The 24,627-nt window shown below is 48.2% G+C and carries 28 protein-coding genes and 2 tRNA genes; 23 read left to right on the top strand and 7 right to left on the bottom strand.

Annotated features, from left to right (window positions below):
- Positions 1-2: 2 nt before the first annotated feature.
- Positions 3-545: an RNA 2',3'-cyclic phosphodiesterase gene (gene thpR / locus LPQ35_RS00925; protein ID WP_193808593.1), complete on the bottom strand. Its 543-nt coding sequence runs from the start codon at positions 543-545 to the stop codon at positions 3-5.
- A 44-nt stretch (positions 546-589) separates the two neighbouring features.
- Between thpR and LPQ35_RS00920 the strand changes: the two genes are divergently transcribed.
- The 6 genes from LPQ35_RS00920 to tsaA all read left to right on the top strand — a co-directional run bounded on the left by LPQ35_RS00920 (position 590) and on the right by tsaA (position 3,275).
- Complete coding sequence (locus LPQ35_RS00920; RefSeq protein ID WP_193808592.1) at positions 590-1,648, top strand: AAA family ATPase; 1,059 nt, start codon at positions 590-592, stop codon at positions 1,646-1,648.
- Positions 1,649-1,794: 146 nt separating this feature from the next.
- Complete coding sequence (locus tag LPQ35_RS00915; protein WP_346297655.1) at positions 1,795-1,929, top strand: hypothetical protein; 135 nt, start codon at positions 1,795-1,797, stop codon at positions 1,927-1,929.
- A 113-nt stretch (positions 1,930-2,042) separates the two neighbouring features.
- Positions 2,043-2,117: transfer RNA gene (locus LPQ35_RS00910), tRNA-Arg, on the top strand.
- Positions 2,118-2,215: 98 nt separating this feature from the next.
- Complete coding sequence (locus LPQ35_RS00905; RefSeq protein WP_193808591.1) at positions 2,216-2,461, top strand: AbrB/MazE/SpoVT family DNA-binding domain-containing protein; 246 nt, start codon at positions 2,216-2,218, stop codon at positions 2,459-2,461.
- Complete coding sequence (locus LPQ35_RS00900) at positions 2,454-2,864, top strand: PIN domain-containing protein (protein ID WP_193808590.1); 411 nt, start codon at positions 2,454-2,456, stop codon at positions 2,862-2,864. The genes LPQ35_RS00905 and LPQ35_RS00900 overlap by 8 nt, the downstream gene beginning before the upstream one ends.
- Positions 2,865-2,879: 15 nt before the next feature.
- Positions 2,880-3,275, top strand: coding sequence for a tRNA (N6-threonylcarbamoyladenosine(37)-N6)-methyltransferase TrmO (gene tsaA, locus LPQ35_RS00895; RefSeq protein WP_193808589.1), 396 nt, complete (start codon positions 2,880-2,882; stop codon positions 3,273-3,275).
- A 58-nt stretch (positions 3,276-3,333) separates the two neighbouring features.
- Here the strand turns inward: tsaA and LPQ35_RS00890 are convergent, their stop codons facing one another.
- A complete protein-coding gene (locus LPQ35_RS00890; protein ID WP_193808588.1) occupies positions 3,334-4,512 on the bottom strand; it encodes an inositol-3-phosphate synthase in 1,179 nt (392 codons plus the stop codon).
- Positions 4,513-4,574: 62 nt separating this feature from the next.
- Between LPQ35_RS00890 and LPQ35_RS00885 the strand changes: the two genes are divergently transcribed.
- From LPQ35_RS00885 to LPQ35_RS00860, 6 genes are read left to right on the top strand one after another with little or no spacing between them, the layout of a single operon-like run.
- Positions 4,575-4,793: a hypothetical protein gene (locus tag LPQ35_RS00885; RefSeq protein ID WP_193808587.1), complete on the top strand. Its 219-nt coding sequence runs from the start codon at positions 4,575-4,577 to the stop codon at positions 4,791-4,793.
- Between the two features lie 45 nt (positions 4,794-4,838).
- Entirely contained in the window at positions 4,839-5,537 is a 699-nt protein-coding gene (locus tag LPQ35_RS00880; RefSeq protein ID WP_193808586.1) for a helix-turn-helix domain-containing protein, read from the top strand.
- Positions 5,538-5,539: 2 nt separating this feature from the next.
- A complete protein-coding gene (locus LPQ35_RS00875; protein ID WP_193808600.1) occupies positions 5,540-6,577 on the top strand; it encodes a hydroxymethylglutaryl-CoA synthase in 1,038 nt (345 codons plus the stop codon).
- 5 nt (positions 6,578-6,582) lie between these two features.
- Positions 6,583-7,737 carry a thiolase domain-containing protein gene (locus LPQ35_RS00870; RefSeq protein ID WP_193808585.1) on the top strand — a complete coding sequence of 385 codons (1,155 nt, stop codon included), beginning with the start codon at positions 6,583-6,585 and terminating at the stop codon, positions 7,735-7,737.
- Between the two features lie 5 nt (positions 7,738-7,742).
- Positions 7,743-8,132: an OB-fold domain-containing protein gene (locus LPQ35_RS00865; protein WP_193808584.1), complete on the top strand. Its 390-nt coding sequence runs from the start codon at positions 7,743-7,745 to the stop codon at positions 8,130-8,132.
- A gap of 41 nt (positions 8,133-8,173) precedes the next feature.
- Entirely contained in the window at positions 8,174-8,986 is an 813-nt protein-coding gene (locus LPQ35_RS00860; protein ID WP_193808583.1) for a TIM barrel protein, read from the top strand.
- Here the strand turns inward: LPQ35_RS00860 and LPQ35_RS00855 are convergent.
- Genes LPQ35_RS00855 through LPQ35_RS00845 form a run of 3 tightly spaced genes read right to left on the bottom strand, consistent with a single transcriptional unit; the run spans position 8,977 to position 12,693 of the window.
- Positions 8,977-9,354, bottom strand: a complete 378-nt coding sequence (locus LPQ35_RS00855) for a helix-turn-helix domain-containing protein (RefSeq protein ID WP_193808582.1) — start codon at positions 9,352-9,354, stop codon at positions 8,977-8,979. The two genes, LPQ35_RS00860 and LPQ35_RS00855, sit on opposite strands and share 10 nt — an antisense overlap.
- A 5-nt stretch (positions 9,355-9,359) precedes the next feature.
- The gene (locus LPQ35_RS00850; protein WP_193808581.1) at positions 9,360-11,960 is read right to left on the bottom strand and encodes a valine--tRNA ligase; all 2,601 of its coding nucleotides are present in this window, start codon (positions 11,958-11,960) and stop codon (positions 9,360-9,362) included.
- A 4-nt stretch (positions 11,961-11,964) separates the two neighbouring features.
- On the bottom strand, positions 11,965-12,693 hold the full coding sequence (locus tag LPQ35_RS00845; protein ID WP_193808580.1) for a fumarylacetoacetate hydrolase family protein: 729 nt from the start codon (positions 12,691-12,693) through the stop codon (positions 11,965-11,967).
- Between the two features lie 80 nt (positions 12,694-12,773).
- On the opposite strand from LPQ35_RS00845, the gene cofD reads away from it, so the two are divergent.
- Positions 12,774-13,667 carry a 2-phospho-L-lactate transferase gene (gene cofD / locus LPQ35_RS00840; protein ID WP_193808579.1) on the top strand — a complete coding sequence of 298 codons (894 nt, stop codon included), beginning with the start codon at positions 12,774-12,776 and terminating at the stop codon, positions 13,665-13,667.
- Here the strand turns inward: cofD and LPQ35_RS00835 are convergent.
- A complete protein-coding gene (locus LPQ35_RS00835) occupies positions 13,648-14,253 on the bottom strand; it encodes a helix-turn-helix domain-containing protein (RefSeq protein WP_193808578.1) in 606 nt (201 codons plus the stop codon). The genes cofD and LPQ35_RS00835 overlap by 20 nt on opposite strands.
- Before the next feature lie 156 nt (positions 14,254-14,409).
- Between LPQ35_RS00835 and LPQ35_RS00830 the strand changes: the two genes are divergently transcribed.
- A tRNA-Asp gene (locus tag LPQ35_RS00830) sits at positions 14,410-14,484 on the top strand.
- A 237-nt stretch (positions 14,485-14,721) separates the two neighbouring features.
- On the opposite strand, the gene LPQ35_RS00825 is transcribed toward LPQ35_RS00830, so the two are convergent.
- The gene (locus LPQ35_RS00825) at positions 14,722-15,429 is read right to left on the bottom strand and encodes a DUF4234 domain-containing protein (protein WP_193808577.1); all 708 of its coding nucleotides are present in this window, start codon (positions 15,427-15,429) and stop codon (positions 14,722-14,724) included.
- A 299-nt stretch (positions 15,430-15,728) separates the two neighbouring features.
- Here LPQ35_RS00825 and LPQ35_RS00820 point away from each other — a divergent pair, with 299 nt between their 5' ends.
- From LPQ35_RS00820 to LPQ35_RS00780, 9 genes are all read left to right on the top strand, one after another.
- On the top strand, positions 15,729-16,637 hold the full coding sequence (locus LPQ35_RS00820) for an ATP-binding cassette domain-containing protein (protein ID WP_193808576.1): 909 nt from the start codon (positions 15,729-15,731) through the stop codon (positions 16,635-16,637).
- Complete coding sequence (locus LPQ35_RS00815) at positions 16,612-17,412, top strand: ABC transporter permease (RefSeq protein WP_193808575.1); 801 nt, start codon at positions 16,612-16,614, stop codon at positions 17,410-17,412. The genes LPQ35_RS00820 and LPQ35_RS00815 overlap by 26 nt, the downstream gene beginning before the upstream one ends.
- Before the next feature lie 57 nt (positions 17,413-17,469).
- The gene (locus LPQ35_RS00810) at positions 17,470-19,545 is read left to right on the top strand and encodes an OB-fold nucleic acid binding domain-containing protein (protein WP_193808574.1); all 2,076 of its coding nucleotides are present in this window, start codon (positions 17,470-17,472) and stop codon (positions 19,543-19,545) included.
- Between the two features lie 106 nt (positions 19,546-19,651).
- Positions 19,652-19,882 (top strand): CopG family transcriptional regulator, encoded by a 231-nt coding sequence (locus tag LPQ35_RS00805; protein WP_048093705.1) that lies wholly within the window; start codon positions 19,652-19,654, stop codon positions 19,880-19,882.
- 15 nt (positions 19,883-19,897) lie between these two features.
- On the top strand, positions 19,898-21,037 hold the full coding sequence (gene sat / locus LPQ35_RS00800; protein WP_193808573.1) for a sulfate adenylyltransferase: 1,140 nt from the start codon (positions 19,898-19,900) through the stop codon (positions 21,035-21,037).
- A gap of 1 nt (position 21,038) precedes the next feature.
- The gene (locus tag LPQ35_RS00795; RefSeq protein ID WP_193808572.1) at positions 21,039-21,995 is read left to right on the top strand and encodes a DHH family phosphoesterase; all 957 of its coding nucleotides are present in this window, start codon (positions 21,039-21,041) and stop codon (positions 21,993-21,995) included.
- Positions 21,980-23,356 (top strand): alkaline phosphatase family protein, encoded by a 1,377-nt coding sequence (locus LPQ35_RS00790; RefSeq protein WP_193808571.1) that lies wholly within the window; start codon positions 21,980-21,982, stop codon positions 23,354-23,356. The genes LPQ35_RS00795 and LPQ35_RS00790 overlap by 16 nt, the downstream gene beginning before the upstream one ends.
- On the top strand, positions 23,353-23,877 hold the full coding sequence (cysC, locus tag LPQ35_RS00785; RefSeq protein ID WP_193808570.1) for an adenylyl-sulfate kinase: 525 nt from the start codon (positions 23,353-23,355) through the stop codon (positions 23,875-23,877). Before LPQ35_RS00790 ends, cysC begins: the two co-directional genes overlap by 4 nt.
- Before the next feature lie 2 nt (positions 23,878-23,879).
- Positions 23,880-24,626: a TSUP family transporter gene (locus LPQ35_RS00780; protein WP_193808569.1), complete on the top strand. Its 747-nt coding sequence runs from the start codon at positions 23,880-23,882 to the stop codon at positions 24,624-24,626.
- Position 24,627 lies beyond the last annotated feature (1 nt).

Below are 24,627 nucleotides of genomic sequence, written 5' to 3'. Positions count from 1 at the left end.
CTCTACAACCCCCCGAAGACCTCAACGTCCTCGTAAATCGGTCCCTTAGGTGTGAGAGTTGACTTCTTCAGCCTGAAGTTATCCACCACCATCTCTCCATACTCTCTGCTGTACGTTTCCAGCTCTTTCAGGAGCTTGGCCTTGTCCTGGGGTCCGATCCTTTTAACTCTGCCGACTGTGAGGTGTGCCTTGAAGTCCTTGTCTTTCTTGAACCCGAGCTTCCTCATGCTTTCCTCCACGTCCTTTGCAAGGCTGTAAATCCCGTCTCCTTCAACTCCTATCCATATAACCCTCAGGTAATTTGAATTCGGGAAGAACCCGATACCTCTGAATCTTATTTTAAATGGCTCGAGTTGAATCTGCCTCAGCCTGTCCCTTATCAGCTCAGCCTTTGCGTCATTGACCTCTCCGAGAAACTTCAGTGTGATGTGGAGGTTCTCCGGTTCTACGGGTTTTATTCCTCTGTAACCTGACAGAAGGGATAGAAGTGGTAAAAGCTCTTTTCTGATGTCTTCGCTGATATCGATGGCAACAAACAGTCTCATAAGGGCAAAGATTATTAATAAGTTCAAATAGTTTTTCGGTTTGAATGACTGGCAAGAGTAGAGGAGAGGTCAGATACGTCATACTCAAACCTCTTGGTTATCCGCTCAAGGCGAGCTATCATGAGTATCCCAAGGTGGACAACCTGAAGGTATTTGACCGCTATGCAAAAGACCAGTGGAAGGGAGAGTATATCTTTAAGGGAAAGATGCTATTCGACGTTAGAATGTTTCCGGATTTTGCCTTCGAGGTTGTTAACTGCGAGCCGGAAGAGGGTATGATCGGTGACGGCACGATATTTCTCGTGGAGAGCAAATCAAACGATATAACTACCGAGCTTGTTGTGGATGTGGGGCTTGAGGATGTTGTTGGCCAGGATGAGGCGAAGAAGAAGGCAAGGATAATTCTCGAATATCTCAAAAATCCAAAGAAGTTTGGAAAATGGGCTCCGAAGAACGTCCTATTTTACGGTCCTCCCGGGACCGGAAAGACCATGACAGCAAAAGCCCTCGCAAACGAGGCTCACGTCCCGTTTCTCTCTGTGAAATCCACCAAGCTCATAGGCGAGCATGTTGGGGATGGTGCGAGGAGAATTCATGAGCTGTATGAAAGGGCGAGGCAGCTCTCCCCGTGCATTGTTTTCCTCGATGAATTTGACAGCATTGCCCTTGACAGGAGCTATCAGGACCTGAGGGGCGATGTGAGCGAGGTCGTGAACGCCCTTCTCACCGAGCTTGATGGAATAGAGATGAACGATGGTATCTGCACAATTGCGGCCACAAACAGAATAGATATGCTTGACGCATCCATCCGGAGCAGATTTGAGGAAGAGATAGAGTTCAGATTGCCGGGTCTTGAGGAGAGGCAGAAAATACTTGAGAAGAACCTTTCGGACTTTCCGGTTTCTGTCAACGCTGATCTGAATGAGATAGCAAGGGTCACTGAAGGTTTCTCCGGAAGGGACCTTGTTGAAAAGGTGATCAAAGCCTCTCTCCATCGTGCCATCGTCGAGGGCAAGGACGTGCTGAACACCGAGGACTTCATAATGTCCATAAGCAGAGTGTCCAAACCGTCGAAACAACCTCCAAAACAGATGTTTGTTTAGCTCTGCCTTTTTAGCATCTTCATTTTTGTCCGGTATTCTGCCACCATATCTGTTTTTTCAATGTCGTGGGTTCATTGGATTTTGAGCATACATAATGATTAATAACGAAAGATTTTTAAATCTTAACTATTTATCATTTAATAAGGGTGATTGAAATGGTGTGTCTCAACTGCGGTGATGGAAGGTTTTCCTACATGTCTGAGGATGAGAGGTTTTCGTATTACGTCTGCAGATCATGTGGGAACACGAGCGCTCTTCCTAAGGGTATGAGGATATCCTGAGGGATTGAACGGCTCACGGGTTTTAACTTTTTGCATTAATTTTCATTACCATTTGGCGCTCTGCCATAACTTTTATATTCCCTTGGTGGCCCCTTCTTAAAGTAATGTTTTCAGGGCCCGTAGCCTAGCTAGGATAAGGCGGCAGCCTCCTAAGCTGCAGATCGCGGGTTCGAATCCCGCCGGGCCCGCTTATTCTTCGGGTCAGCATTTCTGTAACCTCTGCGGGATTGGCTGTTTTATGCTGGACTGATAAGATTTATTAAGTACTACCGACAAACTGTAGTACATGGGTGTTGTAACAAGGAAGTATCAGATAACGATTCCACCGGAGGTTAGAAAGTCACTCAATATAAAAATTGGAGATAGAGTCGAGATAGTCAGAAATGAAAGAGGGGAGTTTGTGCTGAGAAAAGTTGGAAGAGACTTAGGTGAGTATATCGAGATTCTTGAGGATGCTGCAGGTTCGCTAAAAATGAATAAAGAAAAGTTGAAGAAACTTCAGGAAACTATTGGGGAGAGTTTTGATGTCTGATGTGTTTTTAGATACTAATGTTCTGGTAAGGGTGTTAAACAGAGAAGAAGGTTACAAAGATACGATAAAAAGCCTCGCAAAAATAAAGGTGAATAATTTCACCTTTAAAATGTCCTGCATAGTACATTTCGAGATACTCTGGGGATTTTCGTTGTATGGGGGCGAGGTTGAAAAATACGAAAATATACTGAAAAAATATGAATTTGAGATAGTTCCATTAACGAAGGAGGATGTTGAACTTGCCTCAAAATACTGCAACGAAAAAAGCAGGATTAGGGATTATTTCATAGGTGCTACAGTTAAAAACAGAAAGGGGACACTCCTTACGTACAATCTGTCTGACTTCAAATGGATCGGCGATGTTCACACTCCGGAAGAATTTGTCGAGAATCTTCTGAAATGAATGGGGTCCGGGCGTATGAGACTTACTCCAATAGGCGAGGTTGTGGAAGGCTATCCCAGCACGGAATCTGCCCCGAGACAGGGTATCTTTGGCGATAAAGTATCGAGAATAAAAATCTACGACGAGTTTTCAGACGGTCTGGAGGGGCTTGAAGGGTTTGACAGAATTATCGTTCTGTACTGGTTCCACCTCTCCAGGAGAGATGTTTTGAAGGTGAAACCATCCTGGACAGATGGTGTCAGGGGTGTGTTTTCAATAAGGTCTCCGGAGAGACCAAATCCGATTGGACTTTCGGTCGTTGAGCTTCTTGGAATCGAGAATAATGTGCTGGTGGTCAGGAATCTCGATGCGGTAACGGGAACTCCTGTTATTGACATAAAACCGTTTTTTATGGAGATCGACTGTTACTGAATACTGCAAGGCCACCGATCCATGGAAAAAAGTGGAAAGCGTGTTGAATGATGCAGGGTTAGATGTTTTCTCTGAACCACTCGACCAGCTCAACGAACTGAGAATGGGTATTCACGTTGTTCGTGTCCATCGGACTCTTGAAGAAGAATCCCATTTCTTTTATGACTCCGTAGAGGCCTTTCTTCTTGGCGAACAGCAGAAATCTGGCGATGTCTATGGTGAGCGGTGCCGCGACAATGGCATCGATCGCATCCCAGATGAAGTAGAACTTCATCTGCGTTCCCATGAATCCCTGGAAGTGTATGAAGTCAAAGGCGGTCTTGTTGTCCACCAGCGACGGGAAGTACTCTATCTGGGTGATGCTGAAAGGTGAATAGCCGTAAATCTTTTCGAGAACCTTGTCTTTGCTTATGACCTTGCTCTCCTTGTTCTCCCTGTGGCTCAGCACAAGGCCGTCGAGGTCTCCCAGGATGTTGTAGCTCATCCAGCCCAGCACCTTCAGATTCCTGTAGGCAAACATGGGTGCGAGGGTTGTTTTTACCAGTGTCTCTCCGGTCTTGCCGTCGTTGCCGGCATGCGGTACCTTTTTCTCAATTGCAAGCTCCTTGAGTGCAGGGATTGATGAGCCTGCGCTTGGAGTGAAGTTCCCGTAGGGGATGCGGTTCTTCAGCGCAACGTAGGCATAGAGTATGCTTGCGCTTGCATGCTCCTTGACATCGTTTTCGATCATCTCTTCAAAACCGTCGAGGGACCCATGATATTTTTCGCTGTAATTGAGCAGCGGCTCTGTGGAGGCCGAGTTGATGACAACCGTGTCATCGTCTGCGAAGGATTTGAGGTCTTTCTCCAGCTGTTCCACTATCTCTGCAAGGGTTTTTTTCTCGTTTTCCAGGATGTCAAGCTCGCCAAGAGCTTGAACTCCACTGCCGCAGTTTATGGCAGTTCCCCTGCTCGCTCTGATCTGCTCAAGCTCACTTCTAACTTCTTCAAGGTGTTCTTTCTCGAAGTGCCTGTTCTGCTCCCAGTGCTGGAGTGCTGCCACGTAGGCATTGTCCGCCTTTCTTACCTCATGACCTCCAAACTCGAAGTTGAGTGGAGCGTATTTTTCTATTCCTTCAAACTGAGGAAGTGAACTGACGAGTCCCGTGGTATCTATCCTGCCCTGCTCTATGAGCTTTCCACCAGCCATTGCAGTAGTAGAAACAATACCATAAGCACCGATGAACCAGATTCTCATAGCATCACCTCCCATAAGTGTGAATCTGAAAAGTTTTAATTCGGAAAGGTTTAAAAATTTTTGTGAAAGAGATTGAGGAAATTGGCGGGATTCTTGCAGAATTTGAATTGATTGATGGCAGAGTCTGCATAAAAAAGGAGTTTTTCCACGAATTGCTCAAAGTTCTGGGGAAGATAGCGGCTCAGATCGACATGGGGTTTCATGATGATGCCAGGGAGACTGTATCTCTTCTCGGCGAGGTGATTTACTCCGGCACCAAATCGTTGTTGGACGAAACATAGTTCGCCAATCGAAGAATTTATAAAGTTCATTTCTACACTTGCCACATGGAACTGATAGCCAGACGATTTGCAGAGATCATTGCTGGAAATATAGTTTTTTCTGAAAATTATGGTGAGTCCATAAAGAAGTGGAGGGCTCTGTTTGAGGTCTCACAGAAGGAACTTGCAGAGAGGCTTGGTATAACTCCATCCGTTATAAGCGATTATGAGGCTGGAAGAAGAAAATCTCCGGGCATGAGTTTTATCAAAAAGCTTGTTGAGTCTCTCCTTGACATAGACAGGGAGAGGGGCTGGAAGACCGTCTCCAGGTATAAGGATTTACTGGGTGTGGAGTTTGACGTTATTCAGGATATAACGGAGTACTCCGGACCGGTACCGTCAAAGAGGCTTGCCGAAATCATTGACGGTGAGCTGATAACCGATTTTGGCAGAATGGCGATGGGCCATACGGTTGTTGACAGCCTTAGGGCAATACTGTCCCTGAGCAGCTATGACTTTTACAAGCTTTACGGCCTTACGAGCGAGAGGGCTTTGATTTTCACCGGTGTTACCACCGGAAGATCCCCGATGGTCGCCGTGAGGGTCGCCAACCTCAAACCCTCTGTCGTAGTTCTGAATCCAATTAACGGTGAAAATGTGGACAGACTGGCAGTCAGAATTGCTGAAATTGAGGGAATAGACCTGATTGCAAGCGATGTTGAGAGGGATGAGCTTGTTGAGAGGTTGAAGCAGCTGGAGGTGTGATGATGGTCGGGCTGGTGTCTTACGGGACGTACATTCCAAAATTCAGAATAAAGGTCGAGGAAATAGCGAGAATCTGGGGTGAAAATCCTGAAACGATAAAGAACGGCCTTGGAGTTTATGAAAAGAGCGTTCCCAGCATAGATGAGGATGCGGCCACAATAGCCGTTGAGTGTGCAAGGGAAGCAGTGAGAAGAGCAGATATCGACCGAAATTACATTGGAGCGGTTTTTGTGGGCTCCGAAAGTCACCCCTATGCTGTAAAGCCCACTGCAACAATAGTTGGTGAGGCACTGAATTTGAACAGCTTTTTCCACGCCGCGGACCTTGAATTTGCCTGTAAGGCAGGAACTGCAGGAATCCAGAACTGTGTTGCCATGGTGAACGCGGGAATGATAAGGTACGGTCTGGCCATCGGTACGGACACGAGCCAGGGCGCCCCCGGCGACCCTTTGGAATACTCAGCAGCAGCGGGAGGTGCTGCTTTTCTGGTCGGAAAAGATAACGTTATAGCCGAGCTTAAGGACACACTCAGCTTTACCACCGACACCCCCGACTTCTGGAGAAGGGAGGGGCAGCCCTATCCGAGTCATGGGGGAAGGTTCACAGGAGAGCCGGCGTACTTCAGGCATGTATCAACCGCTGCAAAGCGCATCATGGAAAGGAATGGGTTATCGCCAGAGGATTTCAGCTATGCGGTTTTCCACATGCCCAACGGAAAGTTTCCTGTCAGGGTGGCGAGGATGCTGGGCTTTACCGGAAAACAGATAGAGCAGGGTCTTGTGGTCAGATACATAGGTAACACCTACTCCGGCTCATCTCTGCTCGGTTTTTCTGCAGTTCTCGATATCGCGAAGCCTGGAGACAGGATCCTCCTTGTTTCATTCGGAAGTGGAGCAGGCAGCGACGCATTCGTTTTTGAGATTACCGACAACATTGAAAGCATCGAAAGAAAGCCTGAGGTCTGGGAGAAGATAAGAAAAGGAGTTTACATAGACTACGGCACGTATGCGAAGCTGAGAAGGAAGATAAGGATGGGGTGATGAAATTGAAGAGAGTGGCGGTCATAGGGGCCGGAATGTCGAGATTTGGAGAGCTCTGGAACATGAGCTTCAGGGATATTGTGATCTCCGCAGGGCTTGAGGCTCTCGAAGATGCAAATCTTGAAGGCAGGGAGATCGAGGCGATGTATGTGGGGAACATGAGTGCCGGAAGATTCATAGCTCAGGAGCACGTTTCGGCCCTCATCGCAGATTATTCGGGCCTTGCGTCCATCAACATTCCTGCAATAAGGGTCGAAGCAGGTGATGCGAGCGGTGGAGTTGCTCTGAAGGAGGCGTACATAGCCGTTGCGTCGGGTATTCACGATATTGTCATCGCTGCGGGGGTGGAGAAGGTTACGGATGTCGGCTCGTCGAGTGAAATAATGGATTCATCCATAGACAAGGAATGGGAGGCGTTCAACGGTGCAACCCTTGCAGGGCTGTTTGCAATGATGGCAAGACTCCACATGCACGAGTATGGCAGCAGTGAGGAAGACCTCGCCAGAATAAGTGTTAAGAATCATAAAAATGCCGTAAACAATCCCAAAGCACAGTTCAGAAGAGAAATCACTGTTGAAAGCGTTCTCAATTCACCATACGTTGCCGAACCGCTCAAGGTTCTCGATTCAGCACCGATAAGTGATGGAGCCGCCGTTCTGATACTTGCGAGTGAGGATGTGGCCAGGAAGTACACGGATACGCCCGTATTTCTTGATGCGGTTGTTCAGTCCAGCGATTACCTTGCACTGCAGAACCGGAGGGACATCCTTGAAATGAGGGCAGTTAAAACAGCTACAAGAAAGGCACTGAAGCTTGCTGGCTGCAGCCTTGACGATGTGGGTGTTTTCGAGCTTCACGACTCGTTTACAATTGCTGAGATGCTCCTCTATGAGAACGTGGGCATCGCTGAGAGGGGCAAGGGTCATGAGGCCATCAGAGAGGGCGTGGTTGAGCTTGGAGGAAGCAACCCGGTGAACCCTTCTGGAGGGTTGAAAGCCTGCGGGCATGCTGTGGGTGCCACTGGAATAAGGCAGGCCGTGGAAATAGTCTATCAGCTGAGAGGGGATGCTGGAAAGAGACAGGTTGATGCTGAGACTGGCATGGCCGTGAATATTGGAGGTACAGGAGCAACAGCCGTGACTTCTGTATTCAGGAGGTGAAAATCATGCTTCCCAGATTCTGGAGGAAGATAAAGTACCGGTACAACCTCGTGGGGACGAAATGTGAGAACTGTGGCAGCATTTACTATCCTCCCAGAAACATCTGCCCGGAGTGCAGAAGAAAGAGCAGGATGGTCGAGGTTGAGCTTGGTGAAAGGGGCAGGGTGGTGACCTACACCGTAATCCACGATGTGCCTGAAAGCAGCAAGCTGATGAAGCCCTATGTGGTTGGAATTGTGGAGCTTGACAGCGGTGCCAGAGTTACTGCCCAGATTGTTGAGGACCCTGAAAGGGTCGAAATAGGGTCGAGGGTTAGGGCAGTCTTCAGAAAGTACGGTGAAGAAGGGGAGGATGGAATAATCTACTATGGCACGAAATTTGTGCTTGATGAGTGAACCTGTAAAATTTTTTAATTTTCCCGACCATTATGTGAGTGATGTTTTTCGGAACTGCCGGTGTGCCAAACACCTCTGCAGGGAGAAGCACCCTGGATGGAATCAAAGCCATCAAAGAGCTTGGGCTGGATTGCATGGAGGTCCAGTTTGTCAGGGGAGTGAGGATGAGAGATGACACTGCCAGAAATGTAGGCCTGCTGGCAGAGTCACTTGGCATAAGGCTGAGTGTTCATGCCCCCTATTACATTAACCTCAATGCGGACAGCGAGGTTAAGGTGAGGCAGAGTCTTCAGAGGCTCATGGACTCGGCAAGGATCGGTAGCCTGATGGGTGCCAGAAGCATAGTTTTTCATCCCGGATACTACATGAGGAGGCCGAGAGATGAGGCCTACAGGAGAATCAGGGACGCTCTGGTTGAAGTTTCTGACGCTGTTGCAGAAATGGGCGTGATTTTGAGGCCTGAAACTTCGGGAAGGAGAGAGCAGTTTGGGGAGCTTGAGGAGATACTCAACCTATGTTCCGAGGTGGAGAACACGCTTCCATGCATCGACATAAGCCACATCCATGCCAGAACCATGGCTTACAACAGCTACGAAGAGTTCTCAGAACTGCTGGAGGTTGTGGAATCCCTGCTCGGCAAAGAGGCTATCAGAAACTTGCATGTTCACGTGAGTGGAATAGATTATGGTGCGAAGGGTGAGGTCAGACACCTCAACCTGAGAGAATCTGACTTCAAGTATGTGGAGTTTTTAAAGGCTCTTAAGGACTTTTCGGCGGGCGGGCTGGTTGTGTGCGAAAGCCCGAACCTCGAAGAAGATGCTGCTATGCTTAAGGAACTGTATTCTCAGCTCTGAGCCTGATGGAGCGAGAACTTCTCCACAACCTCATTCAGCTTGTTGAACCAGTTTTCAAGCTCGGCTTTCAGTCTGTCCTTCAGAACGTCGATGGGGATGGGGACGTAGAGATACTTGTATCCCCCGTGTTTCAGTATCCTGTATTCTCTCTCAACGAGGCCCTTTTCCATAAGTGAGTGGAGGCTTCTGTAAACTCCACTCCTGTCCTTTCCTATTATCTCTGCAAGCTCATCAACGCCGGTGTTCGGATGCTCGTGGAGGGCGAGGTACACCTCTATCTCTGACGGAGTCAGGTTTAGAATGCATTTTAAAATATTTTGAAAGGTTGTTTCACTGGAAAACAACTCTCTGAGCTTTTCCTCATCCATCTCAATCACCTTTTCTCGATTATTATTACTGCGGAGGATGTTTCGACAACATCGACGTTTTTGCCGCTTATCGATTTCTCAAACTTGAACTCGAACCACTCGCTTTCCAGCTCGTATTCCTCGCCGTTTATGCTTAAAGTAACTCGTCCCTCATTTATAAACTTTAGGATTTCTGCCTCGCTCATCTGTTTTACTGCATTTATGACCGCTCCAGCTCTGTCTCTGAACTTTGGACCGATTATGCTGAATTTCGGTTTAACCTCCGCAATCCTCATCTGGATTTCAGGCATCTCTTCAATGATCTCGACTTCGGCATTCACGGCCCCCGCAATATCTCTTGTATCTATGCTCTCCTTCACAAATATGCCGATTCTGCCCATGGGGGCGTTCAGGGCAAGCCCACTGTCGTGCTTGTACCTCCTTATTGCCTCCACGATCTCCTTTATCATCTCGCCCTTTTTCTCTGCAGCTTCATCAATCAGGGTTTCATCTGCCTCAGGATACCTCTGAAGATGCACGCTTCCGTCTCCGGAGAACACCTGCCAGCATTCCTCCGCCATAAAGGGTGTTATTGGAGCAATCAATCTTATCAGGGCAGAGAGAATCCTGTGGAGCGTGTATTTGGCGGGGATTTTCTCCTCGTCGCTGCCGGAATACAGCCTGTTCTTCACGATTTCAATGTAGTTGTCTGCAAGCTCGTACCAGGTGAAGCTCCTTATTGCCTTCAGGGCGTTGCTGAAGTTGTACTCCTCCATGCTCCTGTCAACCTCGATAATGAGCCTGTTCAGCTTTGAGAGGATCCATCTGTCCGCATCTCTCAGCAGTTCTCTGTGGGTTTCGTCCGGCTCATAGCCTTCAAGGTGCATCATTCCGAATCTCAGAATGCTCCAGAACTTCTGCTGGAATCTTGACGCCGCAACGACTTCCTTCCAGCTGAAGATGACGTCTGTACCCATGATTCCGCCTATTGCCGCCCACTGTCTCAGCGCATCTGCACCGTACTTTTCTATAACCTCTTCAGGAGAAATGACGTTTCCGAGACTCTTGCTCATTTTCCTGCCATCTTCCCCGAGAACCATTCCGTTTATCACGATTTCATGCCAGGGTATCTCTCCAACAAGTGCAATGCTCCTCAGTATGGTGTAGAATGCCCATGTTCTGATTATGTCGTGGCCCTGGGGCCTCAGATGAGTGGGATATTCCTTCTGGTCATCCGGCCACCCGGTGATTGCGAGCGAGGTTATGCTCGAGTCCATCCAGGTGTCCAGTACATCGTCCTCCCCATCGAACTCGCTTCCACCGCAATTCGGACACGATTCTCTGGGCTTGTCCCGTGTTGGGTCTACAGGCAACCACTCCTCCTTCGCAACAACAACCTCTCCACAGTTCCTGCAGTACCATACGGGAATGGGTGTTGCGAAAACTCTCTGCCTGCTTATGACCCAGTCCCAGTCCATGCTCTCCACCCAGCTTTCGAGTCTGGAGAGCATGTGTTCCGGGACCCACCTCACCTTCCTTGCAGCCTCCAGTATCTTTTCCTTCTCGATTTTGACGAACCACTGTTTCTCGGGCACAATCTCTACGGGGGTCTTGCACCTCCAGCAGACTCCAACGTTATGGTCCACCTCTTCCTGCTTTATCAGTCTGCCCTCCTTTTCCATGTCTTCGAGGATCTTCTCTCTCGCTTCCCTGACACTCAGCCCTGCATATTTCCCGGCTTTTTCATTCAGCCTCCCGTCTCTTGTCAGAACGTCTCTAAGCTCAAGCCTGTGCTTCTTCCACCATCTAACGTCCTGTCTGTCTCCAAAGGTACAGATCATCACCATTCCCGTACCGTATTCCGGATCGACGTCCTCGTCGGCAATGACCTTCACCTCATGCCCCGTTCCGGGCACTCTCACGGTTTTGCCCACGACGTCCCTGTAGCGTTCGTCTTCGGGATGGACGGCTACTGCCACACACGCCGGTATGAGTTCCGGTCGGGTTGTTGCGATGATCACATCCTCATCGAACTTTATGTAGTTGAGCTTGGTCTTACCGCTCTTGTATTCGATTTCGGCAAGAGCTATGGTGGTTTCACACCTCGGACAGTGGATCACGGGGTGCTCTCCCCTGTAGATAAGCCCCCTGCTGTACATTCTTACGAAGCTGACCTGCGTCTTTCTGTAGTATTCGGGGTACATGGTTATGTATTCCTTGCTCCAGTCAATGCTGAACCCCACCCTGCGCATCGTTTTTCTCATCTTCTCTATGTTGCCCTCTGTAAACTCCACGCACAGTTCTCTGAACTTCTCTCTCGGAACATCGTTTTTCTTTATTCCGTATTTCTCCTCAACCTTCACCTCTGTTGGCAGTCCGTGGCAGTCCCACCCCTGAGGAAACATGACCTCGTAACCCTTCATTCTCCTGTATCTTGCTATAAAGTCAATATAGCACCAGTTGAGGGTGTTGCCAATGTGGAACGTCCCCGTGGGGTATGGGGGAGGTGTGTCTATGATGAAATGAGGCTTTTTGGAATTCCAGTCAAAATAATACATTTCATCCTTCCACTGCTCAACCCATTTCTCCTCGACCTTATGAGCGTTGTATTCTTTCTCCATTTCCATTCGATCACCTCACATGATTTGTCAGCTTTCCGATATTTTCAATCTCAACCGTAACCACGTCCCCACTGCTGAGCTTTCCAACACCCGCGGGGGTCCCGGTGGATATGACGTCCCCTTCCTTCAGGGTCATGATTGAGGATACATACGACACAAGCTCAAAAACGCTGAAAATGAGGTGTGACGTGTTCGACTCCTGAACGACCTTCCCGTTTAGAACGGTTTTTATTTTCAGGTTGTCTGGCTCTATGTCTGTGGCAATGTAGGGGCCAATTGGTGAGAATGTGTCGAAGGATTTGGCAATGCCCCACTGCCACCCCTTCTGCTGGAGGTCTCTTGCGGTTACGTCATTGAAGCATGTGTATCCGAGAACAACCTCTTCAGCCTCCTTCACGGTCACGTCCTTGCACCTCTCTCCAATAACCACAGCAAGCTCACCCTCGTAGTCCACCCTCATGCTTTTTTCAGGCAGAATTATTGCATCTCCGTCTCCAATTATTGAAGAAGGTGATTTCATGAAAAGCACCGGCTCGTCGGGAATGCTCATGTTCAGCTCTTCCGCGTGGTCTCTGTAATTCAGCCCGACGGCGATTATTTTCTCGGGGGTTACGGGGGGCAGAAACCTCACATCGTCGATGCTGAAATGGGATGAATCGAGAAAAATTTTCCCATTGACAATTTCAAAGTAATCTTCGATAATCTCTCCTCCAGCAATAAACCTCCCGTATGCAATCATTGACTTAGCCTCCCGCTCACAAAATATATTGGTTTCTGTATGACTCAACATTTTTATTTCCTTCCTGCATTCCCGTTCTGATGCTGACTTTTCTCTCTGGCGGGACGGGAACACCGAAGCTCCTTGCCGGGATGAAGGAGGTGGAAAGAGACTTCGCTGTCGTGGTGAACACAGCCGAGGATGTGTGGGTTTCAGGAAATAAAATCTGCCCGGACATAGATTCTGTCATTTACGCTCTTGCGGGCATTATAGACGATTTAAAGTGGTGGGGCATAAAGGATGACACCTTCCACACACACAACCGGCTGAAGGAGCTTGGAATCGATGAGGGTATGATGATTGGAGATGCAGACAGAGCTACGCATGTCTTCAGGAGTGAGATGCTCAGAAGGGGCTTGAGCCTCAGAGAGGTAACCGGGAAGCTTGCCAGGGCTATGGGTGTGGAGCAGAAAGTCCTGCCAATGTGCGAGGAGGATGTGGCAACGCAGGTGATAACTAAAGAAGGCAGAATGCACTTTCAGGAGTTCTGGGTTAAAAGGAAAGGCGAACCTGAGGTTGTGGGCATAGAGGTGGAGGGGATCGACAAGGCAAAACCTGCTGAAGGAGTTCTGGAGACGATAGCGGAAAGCAGAGCAGTTATTATTGGACCCAGCAACCCTGTTACGAGTATTGGTCCAATTCTGATGATTAACGAAATCAGGAAGGCTTTAGAGAATAAAAAGGTCATAGCAGTGTCTCCGATAGTCGGAAAAAACCCTGTAAGCGGACCTGCGGGAAAATTCATGAAGGCTCTGGGTTACGAAGTTTCTCCCGAAGGAGTTCTGGATTTTTACCAGGGGTTGGTAGATGTGTTTGTTGTGCAGCATGGAGACGGGTTCAAGAGCGATTCAGCAGAGGTCGTCGAGACCAACACCATCATGAAAACAGGAAAAGATGCGGTAAACCTGGCGAAGTTCATTCTGAACCTTCTTTGAAGTGCCTTTCGAGAACCTTTTTCATTCCCCTCCTCAGGATTTCCGAAAGGGTTGAAGAGGCGATTCCGAAGTGGTCCGCTATCTCTTCAAGTCTGATCTTTTTCGGAAAGTCGAAGTAGCCCCTTTCCAGAGCGAATCTCAGGATTTCCTCCTCTCTGTAGGTGGTTCCGGTCTTGGACGGCTTCCCCTTGTAAAGGATGTCGAACTCCACACCGTAGTCCTCAAGTTTTGACATCAGGGACTTGAACGCCTCGTCATCGCAGATGAGGTCCCATATCAGCGTACTGTCCGAAACGTCAACGTTTTTGAGAATGCATCCCGACTGAAGTATTGGCAGTGCCACCATGCATGTGTGCTCCTTTATCAGAATTTTTGCCTCATCCTTCGAGAGGACGATGCTGTCGCATGTTTCCGGAAGCTCCGACAGGGATCTGCTGATGTCTCGCCCCTTGATCTGGAATAGACCTTTAATTGACTCACCAACGTCGGTCAGACCCTCCACCTTTGTTATCACATTCTGCATGGCCTTTATAACGCCAAGGGCGCAGTTTTCGGGAAGTTTTGTTCTGATCTGGAGTTCAATCACGGATAAAACTCCCGCAATGCTGTATTTAAACAAATCGAAAATCTGATCTGGCAGCATGTCTCTTAAGTTCTGTAACCTCTACCCCCATCTGCATGCCTGCCTGCTGACCAAAATGCTTAAAAACCCTGCTTGACTGAGAGAGAAACAGCTTCTGATGCCCGGGTGGTGTAGCCAGGCCTAACATGCGGGCCTGTCGAGCCCGCGCCTCGGGTTCAAATCCCGGCCCGGGCGCTTTCACCTCTGGTTCGACTCCTTGCAGCAGTATTTTTGCTTGAGTGCTGAGTTTTCTGTGTTAGAATGTCAAAAACTTTTTAAGTATTTGTCTAGATTCTTTGAAGTAGCTTCAAGTATGCTCTTGTAGCAAAATTTTATTATTGGGTCATTGTTTATCTGACACTTTTTCTGGAGGCTGCAAATACTCGAAGATTGCACCTCTGTTTATTTGCATAAAAAATAGGTGATGATGAATTATGGGGTATCGCGGTCTCTGTATTTCAGGGTTTCAAGTATCTTCATTTCTACTAGTCTATGGTCTTTAAAATGTTCGTTGGGATCGTTTATAAGTGTATATATCCAGTAGATTTCAAACAAACCCAGAGTTATGATTGTTAGTACTGTGTAAACTATGGTATTTCTCTCGGGGAATTTTCCAATTTTTGAAAGCTTTATGGAATCTCCAACTGGTAAAATATCTGAGAGCTGTTCAAGAAATATTCTTTCATTACGGTCATGCTTTACAAAATCTCTATTTAAAAAGTGGAAGATATATATCGTTACCAACAGACCGATGAATGGGATCATGTTGGATAGGAAATATATAACGATCCATATTACTGGGTTCTTTTCGTCGCCCTGCTCACTTTTCATCCTCATTACTGTGTCTTTCAATCTGTGTGAGTTAAGATAATTTGATATTGATTCGTAAAGCACTGCTGTCCTTTCGAAATGTGTATTTCTTCTAGAGATCAGAATATAGAACAAGTAAACACCGACTACCGTGCCCAAAACCAACAGGATCAATCCAAAACTCAATGACGAGGGGTCATTCAACCCTCCTAGAATGAATAGGATTCCGAAGAACATTAAGATCGGGGGAACAAACATCAGGGCCCATGGGACCATTCTGTCACTTTCCTCACTTTTTCTGACCAATCTCTCTATAACATCTACATTCATGTACTTCATAGCCAGGTGCTATTGAAAAATATTTCTATTTCTCATGAATATGTTTTATGAAGATTCAGTATTGTGATCTGCTAGAAAATCACTAAATACAACGATCTGATAATGTGTCGGAATGATATGGGTATGTCTTTCTGTTTCTCCCGTGCCTTGGTCTCAATGGTTGGCCTATAAGCTCATCTTTATCTGATCGAGATGATGCTTTACTTTCTGCTGAGAAATGGATTTTACATTACTACAATCACAACCTATGGACAAATAATGTTTAAAATCCATGATAACCAGTAGTGGTGGTGAACGCTGTAGAGTGCAGAGATATCTGGATGGTCTACAGGAACTTCATGGAGGAGCCGTTTACTGCGCTGAAGGGGATATCGCTTGAGATTGGCGAGGGAGAGGTTTACTGCATCCTCGGACCGAACGGTGCGGGAAAAACGACTCTCATCTCGATTCTCTCGACCATTCTGATCCCGACAAGGGGAGAGGTCAGGATTCTTGGTATGGATGCCCTCCGGCAGACAAAGGAGGTCAGGAGAAGGATCAACATATCGAGCGGAACGAGGCTGCCGTGGGGGATGAGGGTTTACGAGATCCTCAGGTTTTACGCTCTCGCCTACGGCATCTCTGATAAGAACGTTGTAGACAGGGCGCTGGCAGAATTTGAGCTTGAGAAATACAGAGATCTGAGGTTTGACGAGCTTTCTGCAGGTAACAGGCAGAAACTCAATCTTGCAAGAGCTTTCATAAACGATCCTGAGGTCGTGTTTCTTGACGAACCGACCGCAAATCTCGATCCGGACATAGCAAGGAAAGTCAGGGAAATGGTGCTTGGGATAAAGGAGGAGAGAAACGTTACGCTCATCCTCACAACGCACAACATGGGTGAGGCTGAAATGCTCGCAGACAGAATAGCCTTTATCAAAAACGGTGAAATAGTCGCCGAAGGCACCTCGGATGAGCTGAAGAGGTTCGTGAGGTCGAGAGACAGGATAATCGTTGAGGTTGAAAATCCGGAGATTGGAGAGATTTCGCTGAGCCGCCCTTACGAAATTGACGGCAGCAGGATTGTTTTCTATTCGGAAAGTGCGGAAAAAGAGCTTGCAGAAATAGTCTTTGGGCTAAAACGTGCTGGGTTTGAGATAAAAAGCGTTAAAACGGAGGAGGTTACGCTTGAGGATGTCTTCATCGAGCTTGCGAAGTAGTGTAGCGGAGCTAATTGCCTTTGCGTACAGAAACTATGCGGTTACCAAAAACGAGTTTTACGCTTTATTTGAAATGCTTTTCTGGCCGGTGGTCAGCCTTTTTACGATCGGCCTTCTTGGGGAGTTCTTAACCCTGAAAAGCGAGGAAATTTCCTTCATTCTCATAGGTGTGATAGCCCTGAGCGTGATCCAGATAGTGCAGATTGACGTAACTTATGTCATGCTTTACGACATGTGGAGTATGAGTTTAGAGTATTCGGTAGTCTCATCGGCACCATTCTCGAAAATGGTTCTCGGAGCGTGGCTTTTTGGAGTGCTGAGGGGATTTGTGGCGTACGTCCTGCTTGTGATTTCGAGTACCGGGCTTTTTGGTCTTGAGTACACTTTGCCCCTTCTCAGCTCAGCCCTGTTCATTTTCGGGATTTTTCTCGGGGCTCTGATCATAGGACTTGTGAACTGCATTTTCATTCTGGTTTTTGGCAGGAGGGCGGAGATTTTTGCATGGACCCTTGCAGCCATAGTCATGATCTTCTGCGGAATTTACTATCCCGTTGAGATACTCCCGGAGCCCTTCAGGACTGCTGGTTACCTGATACCCATCACGCACTTTCTGGAATACTTCAGGTCCTTTTACGGCTACCAGCCTGCATTTGGAAATCCACTGTTTATCGGATTTGCAGAGTCTCTCGTTTACCTCGTGCTTCTGTTTTACACCGCAGAAATAAGTCTGAAGAGGGCGAGAAAAACCGGGCTTGTGCTGAAACTTTCAGGTTAATGAAGTCAACACTCTTCATAAAATTTTTTAAGAACGCATCTCCATGTTTGAGACCAGATGAAGTGCGATACCTGTGATGGTAAAGGCTACATTGAGGTCGAGCAGGAGTGCAGGATCTGTTCCGGCACCGGAAAATCGAAGAGCTTTGATCCCAAAATCACTGCAGAGCTTTCAGAGGAGCAGCTAAAGCTTTTCATGCAGGGTATATGCGGCGTATGCGGAGGCACAGGTATGGAAAAAAGAATGGAGGTCTGCCAGGATTGCAGGGGTACAGGGAAGGCAGGGAAATGCAGGGTGTGCGGAAAGAAGGTTGTGGGGAATCACGACCTCTGTTCTGACTGCAGGAGAAAACCCCACGCCTATCTGCTCAAGAACAGCTGCGGCCTTGAGGACGTCCGTCTGGGAAAGATATATGCGGGCAGGGTCTCGAGCGTTACGGATATTGGAGCATTTGTCAATCTGAACAAAAGGCTCAGGGGGTTGGTTCACAGGAGAAACCTCAGAAACACCCCTCTTAAGGAAAACGACGATGTTTTTGTCAGGGTTGAGAACATCAGGCCCACAGGTGAGATTGATCTTGCTGTTGCGGAAGGAAAGGATTATCTGATCGTTGAGGTGTCAAAAGAAGCTCCACTACTGAAAATATCTCAGCTTGAATCAGCTACCGGCAGAATGGTCGAGGTGAGGGGGAGGGTGGAGCACATCAAGCTCACAGGTGGTCCAACGATATTCACGATTGCAGACGAAACCGGACTGGTAAACTGTGCCGCTTTTGAGGCCGGTGAGAGGGCATATCCTGAAATAAATGCTGATGACGTTGTGAGGGTCATCGGGATTGTGAAGAGGAGGGATTCCAAGCTTCAGATAGAAGTTCTCGAGATGGAAAGGCTGCTCGGGAAGGAGGCAAGTGAAATCGAAAGGCTCATCGAAAGGGAGATCGAAAGGAAGGCTGAGCCGGAATTCAGGGGATTTCTGATTGAGAGCGAGGTTCTTGAGAATTTGAAGGATCAGATGATGAACGTTGCGAGGGAGCTTAAAAAAGCCGTCCTCGAGTCAAGACCAATCATTCTGAGGCACCACTGGGATGCTGATGGTGTTTGCGGTGGTGTGGCCCTGGAAATCGCCCTGCTGGATTACATTGAGAGGGTACATCCGGACCCGGATGCAAAGAACTATCTTGTTAGGAGGAAGGTTTCAAGGGCGCCGTTTTATGAGCTTGAGGACGTTGTCAAGGATCTCGATGAGAGTCTTGAAGACATGGCGAAATTTGGTGATAAAATTCCGCTGGTCGTTCTCGTTGATAACGGCTCAGGGCAGGAGGATATTCCTGCGATAGAGCAGATGCTGATTTTTGGGGCTGATGTCATAACTGTTGACCACCACTTCCCGGATGACGAGGTTGACAGGTATCTGCTCATACATGTGAATCCATACAAGGCGGGAGGAGACAGCAGCTACACCTCAGGCGTTTTATGCACGGAGATAGCGAGGATGATAACCGACAGAGATCTGAAAATTTTGCCGGCGGTTTCGGTGGTTGCAGACAGGGCTGAGGGTGAGGTTGAGAGATACATAGAGCTTTCCGGCTATGAAAGGGATTACCTGCACGACATAGGCCTGGCCTTGGAGTTCGAGGGATTTTACCTGAGATTCAGGCCTGCAAGCCAGATAGTCCACGAAATACTGGGCTTCGGCAGAAAGGACAGGATGCAGAAGCTTGTCAGGACTCTCTCGTCACACGCAAAGGAAGCCATCGAGGGCAACGTCAGAACGGCGATGGATGGTGTCAGGGTGCAGATGCTGCCCAACGGGATAGCCCTCGCAGCCCTGGATGTGGAGAACTATGCTAAGAAGTTTACCTTCCCGCCGCCCGGCAAGCTCACCGGAGAGGTGCATGACAGGCTGAAGAGGCAGTATGACAGGCTTGTAACCGTGGGCTATGGCCCGGACTTTGCTGTGATAAGGAGCGAGGGCGTGAACCTCGACATACCCAGGATTGTGAAAGAGCTGGAGGAGGAAATAAATGCTGGAGTGGACGGAGGAGGACATCTGGTCGTTGGAAGCCTGAAGTTCATACAGGCGAAAAGGAAAGAGGTTCTCGCAAAGCTTGCTGCGAAGATAGGGAACATTTGATCCTTTTAAAAGAGAATGCTATCTTTCAAAATCCTTTTGTTTCTTTTAATTTAAATTCCGAAAAACTTTTTAATGCTATTTAATTAAATGTAATTAGGTGATGGAGATGAGCGATGAGAAGAGGAAATACACAACCGTGAGCATACCGGTGCAGCTTTATGAGAAGATCAAGCAGAGGATAGAGGGAACGGGGTTTACGTCTGTGTCGGATTATGTTACATATGTTCTGAGGGAAGTCCTCGCCAGCCTTGAGGAAGAGGAAAAGGAGGAAGTCTTCAGCAAGGAGGAAGAGGAGAAGGTCAAGGAAAGGTTGCGGGCTCTGGGATATCTGGACTGAGTACAGGGACCCTTTATGGTATCCAGACCTCACGGAGGCAGGCTTGTCAGACGCACAGTCTCGGATAACACGAGGGAGAGAATCGTCGGTGAGCAGCACGAGTATCCTGCAGTAACAATCGATCGGGGAACGGCCATAGATCTCGAAAACATAGCACACGGAGTTTACTCACCTTTGGATGGCTTTCTTACAGGGGAGGACTACGAATCCGTCCTCGACCACATGAGGTTGAGCGATGATACACCTTGGACAATCCCGGTCCTGCTGGATGCTGATGAACCTGGGTTTGTTGAAGGGGATGCCATACTTCTTTTCCATGCCGGCACTCCGGTTGCAAGGATGCATGTTGAGGACATCTATCGTTACGATAAGAGACACCTTGCCCTGAAGGTCTTTGGAACCGACGATCCCGAACACCCGGGAGTTATGAAGGTTCACTCGATGAATGATTACCTTGTGGGTGGTGAAATCGAGCTTCTCAACGAAATTCCGAACGAGTTTGGCAGATACACTCTCAGACCGGTGGAAACAAGAGTTCTGTTCCGGGAGAGAGGGTGGGACACGGTTGTTGCGTTCCAGACGAGAAACGTTCCCCACACCGGACATGAGTACGTTCAGAAAGCTGCGCTGACGTTCGTTGATGGTCTTTTCATCAATCCCGTTCTTGGAAAGAAAAAGCCCGGAGATTACAGGGATGAGGTAATAATTAAGGCCTATGAGGTTCTTTTTGAACATTACTATCCAAAGGATGCCGCAACCCTTGCAACCGTCAGATACGAGATGAGGTATGCCGGACCGAGGGAGGCAATACACCACGCAATAATGCGCAAGAACTTCGGATGCACCCACTTCATTGTGGGAAGGGACCATGCAGGGGTTGGAGATTACTATGGCCCGTACGATGCCTGGAAAATATTTGACGAGTTTCCCGACCTGGGCATAACCCCGATGTTCATCCGGGAGGCGTTCTACTGCAGGAAGTGTGCCGGAATGGTCAACGCGAAAATCTGCCCTCATGGTGGGGAACATCACGAGAAGATAAGCGGGACGAGGTTGAGGAGGATGATAACTGGAGGTATACAGCCTCCAGAGCACCTCATGAGGCCTGAGGTTTTTGAGGTGATAAGTAGCTTTGAAAAACCGTTTGTTGAGTAGCATGAACCTGCTGATCCATCACTGGGATACAGATGGAATATGCTCTGCTGCACTGCTGGTGGAATCTCTTAAAGACGAGGAATTTGAGAACATATCTCTTTTTCCAGGGATTTTCGAGTTCGATGGGCGAATAAGGGGTCACATAGCCGAGGCTGAACGGATCTACATCGTGGATGTGAATATGGTTGATGAAGCTGAGGTGATAGTGAAGCCACTTTATTTCTTCGACCATCACATTCAGCGGAGAATTGAAAATGAAAACGCCACGCATGTCAATCCCCTGCTTGAAGGAAAACCTGCTCCTTCTGCTTCGTACGTGGTGTCTGATTACTTTAACCACTGGGGCTGGCAGTCTGCCATTGGGGCGGTCGGGGATCTGGGAAGAGGTGCTTTCCAGTTTGACTGGGTCAGGAAATTGCTTGACAGACATGGACTTTCGGAGAATCAGGCTCTGCATCTCGCCAGACTCATCAACTCTCCATCCATGGTCTGCGATCTGGATGGTGTGGAAGGTGCGGTTGAAAGGATAACCCATTCTGACCCGTTGGAACTGCTGAACGATGACGAATGGACTAACAACCTCGACCTCCTCGAAAGTGAAATTGCAGAGATAGTTGAGAGGGCGGAGGATAAAGGTGATTTTGTTTATGCAAGATACTCGAGCAGGTATAACGTAACATCTATTGTTGCGAGAAGGCTCGTGTGGGACCTCAAATTCCCGATCGCGATTGTGGTTAATGAGGACTATAATGGCCACGCTCAGATTTATATCAGGGTCGATAAAGCACTGGCGGACAGACTCGGGATTGCCGATCTCATCCGGAGACTCAAAAGCCTTGGATTCAACGCTGGTGGAAAATCAGATGTTCTGGGAATTATTTGTGCAAAAACGAGGCTTGATGAAGCCCTCAGTATTGTTGGTGATCATTTCGGGTGGTTGTTATGGTGGAAAGAGTGATTGTTTTTGGACTTGATTCGGCTCCTCCGGAACTGCTTTTCAGCGAGTTCATCGATGAGCTTCCCACTATTAGGAAGCTGATGGAAAATGCGGTTTACGGCCCGATGAAAAGCTGCATCCCGGCAATAACGATTCCGGCTTGGATGGTGATGGCAACCGGGAAAACACCGGGGGAGCTTGGACTTTACGGTTTCAGACACAGGAAGGCTGGTAGCTATACCGACATGTGGTTAGCGAACAGCAGAAAAATCGCCGAACCTGCTATATGGGATTACCTTGCAATGGAAGGCAAGAAAAGCGCTCTCATTGGTGTACCGCCAACGTACCCTCCGAGAAAGGTAAACGGCTGGCTGATAAGCTGTTTCATAACTCCAGATGCGAGCGTGGACTACACTTACCCGGCTGAACTGAAGAATGAGGTGGAGGGGCTCGTGGGTGAATACATCTTCGATGTGGTCTTCAGGAAGGATGACAGGGACGAGGTTAAGGAAAAAATCTGGGAAATGACTGAAAAGAGGTTTGAGGTGGCGAGATACCTCATTCAGGAAAAGGACTGGGATTACTTCCAGATTGTGGAAATAGGTCTTGACAGAATACACCATGCATTCTGGAAGTACTTTGACAGGGAACACCACCTGTACGAGGAGGGCGGCAAATACCGGAACGTGATAAGGGACTATTACAGGCTTCTTGACAGAGAGATTGGAAAGACTCTCGAGCTTCTGGATGACGATGTTGCTGTTGCAATCGTCTCGGACCACGGTGTCAAGAGGATGAAGGGCGCATTTGCCATCAACCAGTGGCTGATAGACGAGGGTTTTCTGAAAATAAGGAACCCGGAGGTTTTGGAAAAGGGCAGAGCTGTGAAGTTTGAGGACCTCGATGTGGACTGGGGCAGAACGACTGCGTGGGCATGGGGTGGTTACTATTCGAGAATCTTCCTGAACGTGGAAGGAAGGGAGAAGAATGGAACAGTAGGCAAATCCGAATACGAAAAAGTCAGGGATGAGCTGGCAGATCATTTGAGGTCCATAAGGGGACCTGATGGCGAGAAATGGGACACAAAGATCTTTTATCCTGAGGAAATCTACCCAGTTGCTCTCGGCGATAAGCCGGATATGATGGTTTACTTTGATGATCTCTACTGGAGGGCTGCGGGAACTCTCGGGCATGGAACGAACTACCTTGCCGAGAATGACACCGGACCGGATGACGCTGTTCATTCAGAATACGGCGTGTTCATGCTCAGTCATCCGGAACTGGACAGCAGGCATGTGAACTGCTCTATTTACGATTTTGCACCCACAATCCTGAAAATTTACGGCATTGACGTGGAAATGAGAGGTGAGCATGTAATATGAGCTTTGTGATATGGCTTACAGGTCCGAGCGGTGCGGGCAAAACTACGCTCGCAAAAGCACTCGAAAAGGAGCTTAAGGGAAGAGGGATGAAGGTCGAGGTGCTGGACGGGGATGAGATCAGGAGAACCCTCTACCCTGACATAGGTTTCAGCAGGGAAGCGAGGGAAATGCACAATCGCGTTGTGATACACATGGCCAAGCTTTTATCGAGAAACGGAATTGTTGCAGTCGTCTCCCTGATTTCTCCTTACAGGTCTGTCAGGATGAAGGCGAGAGGGGAGATTGGCAGGTTTGTGGAGGTTTACCTGAAATGCCCACTTGAAGTGAGGATAGAGAGGGATCCCAAGGGACTTTATGCAAAGGCGCTCAGAGGAGAGATCAAGGGGCTGACGGGGTATGATGGGGTTTACGAGGAGCCAGAAAACCCCGAGGTCGTTCTTGAATCTCACAGAATGAGCGTTGAGGAAGAGGTCAGAGAAGTTCTGAAAAAGGCAGAGGAGCTGGGGTATCTGGAGGTGTAGTGTTGGAAATCGTTTATTTTCTCGGCTTCGCTGTCGGGTTTCTTGTTGGGCTAACGGGGATGGGTGGTGGGGCCGTTCTAACCCCTGCATTAATTTTTCTTGGCGTTCAGCCGAGGGTTGCGGTTGGGACTGATCTGCTGTACAGTGCTGTAACGAGGTTCTTTGCAGCACTAATGCACTACCGGAAGGGAAATGTGAACGTCAAAGTTTCTTCAACTCTCTTGGCAGGCTCCATACCCGGACTCTTAGTCTCAGCATATCTTATGACTCTCCTAAAGAATTTCTGGGGTGTTGAATTTTTGAACAGATTTTTAACACAGATTCTGGCTTTTGTGCTTGTGATATCTTCTCTTGCGACGATTTACAGGACGTATTTCTTAAAATCGACCGATAAGACCCCTGATGATTTGTCTCTCGTCTTAACCGGATTCGTTGTTGGTGCGCTCGTTCAGCTAACGTCTGTTGGGAGCGGTGTTCTGGTAACTCTGTTTCTTCTGCTGTTCACCGGTATGGTTTCCAGAGTTATTGTGGGTACGGAGCTTCTTTTTGGCTTTGCACTGACGTTTTTTGCGTCGATCATCCACGCCAGGATGGGGAATGTTGATTACAACTTAGCTCTTATTCTAATATTCTCCTCTGTTCCTGGGGTGGTAGTAGGGGTTTACGCTGGCCCTAAGGTTGGTGATAGGGCTTTGAGGATGATGCTTTCTGTATTAATTTTGCTGATGGGCTTATTGCTCCTTCTTTAGG

Source organism: Geoglobus acetivorans, assembly GCF_039641995.1.
GTDB classification, from domain to species: domain Archaea; phylum Halobacteriota; class Archaeoglobi; order Archaeoglobales; family Archaeoglobaceae; genus Geoglobus; species Geoglobus acetivorans.
The sequence above is the reverse complement of the archived record's forward strand: the minus strand, read 5'-3'. Positions and strand labels throughout refer to the sequence as shown.